The following is a 1411-nucleotide window of genomic DNA, read 5'->3' as shown; positions in this document are numbered from 1 at the left end:
GCCATACGCCCTGACATCGACATGTGACGGAGCTCCCATTCAGCTCCGTATGTCGCCTTCACACCGCCTGCCGGAAGGTGCCGCCCAGACAGCGCTTACTCATCTTCGGCCGTCACTCACTCTCGGGCGAGTACGTGGCTCGGCGCATGAGCCAGAGCAGCGACCGATATCGCTGAAGCCCTGCCTGCTCAGCGATCCGCGGCTGGCCGCGCGAGCGGGACGACGTTGCCTTGTCGTGCAGAGAAGGAGATCGGCGAGGCCGTCTGCTCAATGGCGAGCAGCAGGGCGGCGGGCTCGTAGGGCTTCGAGATCAGTGGGAAGCCCTCCTTCAGTGCCTTGGCAGCCTGATCGCTGTAGCCCGTCGCCAGCAGCACCGGCAGGGCAGGCCAGCGGCTCCGAACCCGCCGAGCGAGGTCGAGCCCGCTCATGCCGCCCGGCATCACCAGATCAGATAGAACCAGATCGAAGGGCTGTCCGGAATCGAGCACGTGCAGCGCCTCGGGCGCACTGCCGGTGCTCACGACGCCGTGGCCGCGCTCGACCATTACCGAGACGGCCACCTCCGCAACCTGGGCATTGTCCTCGACCAGCAGCACGCGCAGCGCGCGCGTGATCTCATCGGGCGTGTGGTGATTCTCTGCCGCCGCCGCGACCGTGGTGAAGCTGCGCGGCAGCGAGATCGTGAAGGTCGTGCCCTGGCCGACCTCGCTCGCGATCCGCACTGACCCATTCGCCTGTTGGGCGAAACCGTAGACCTGGGGCAGGCCGAGGCCCGTGCCCTTGCCCACCTCCTTGGTGCTGAAGAAGGGCTCGAACGCCCGCGCGAGCACGTCGGGCGCCATGCCGTGGCCAGTGTCGCTCACCGCAATCGCGATGCTCTCGGGCGCCTCCTCATCGCGGGCCGCCACATTCTCGGTTCGGATGCGGAACCGTCCGCCCTTCGGCATGGCATCACGGGCGTTCACGGCCAAGTTGATCAGGGCGATCTGAAGCTGAGACGGATCGACCTCGACCGGCCACACGCCTTCTGCGAGATCGAGGACGATACGGATGTCGCCTCTGAGCGACTGCTTGAGCATGTCGTCCATGCCGAGGATCAGCCGGTTCACCGCCACCACCTCGGGCCGATGGAGGTGGCGGCGGCCGAAGGCGAGCAGTTGCTGGGTGAGCTTGCGCCCCTGCTCGACCGCCCGCATCGCATTGTCGATCAATCGCCCGCGGCGCTCCTCGGGCGCGCGGCGTAGCAGATCGAGGTTGCCCAGCACGACCGTCAGGAGATTGTTGAAGTCGTGGGCGATGCCCGAACTCAGGCCGCCTAGAGCGGGGCTCGTCCGATCGGAAGCTGTGCTGGGCGGCTGAGGGTTGATGGGGCAAGGAGGAGGCCATGCCGACAACCTTGTCCGTCGATCTG

The 1411-nt window shown here is 66.9% G+C and carries 1 protein-coding gene; it reads right to left on the bottom strand.

The window, feature by feature from the left end:
• Window positions 1-188: 188 nt before the first annotated feature.
• On the bottom strand, window positions 189-1411 hold a 1223-nt coding region (locus WDW90_RS37075; RefSeq protein WP_336492717.1), incomplete at its 5' end, for an ATP-binding protein.

Source organism: Methylobacterium nigriterrae (assembly GCF_037106235.1).
In the GTDB taxonomy this organism is placed as follows: Bacteria; Pseudomonadota; Alphaproteobacteria; order Rhizobiales; family Beijerinckiaceae; genus Methylobacterium; species Methylobacterium nigriterrae.
The sequence above is the reverse complement of the archived record's forward strand: the minus strand, read 5'-3'. Positions and strand labels throughout refer to the sequence as shown.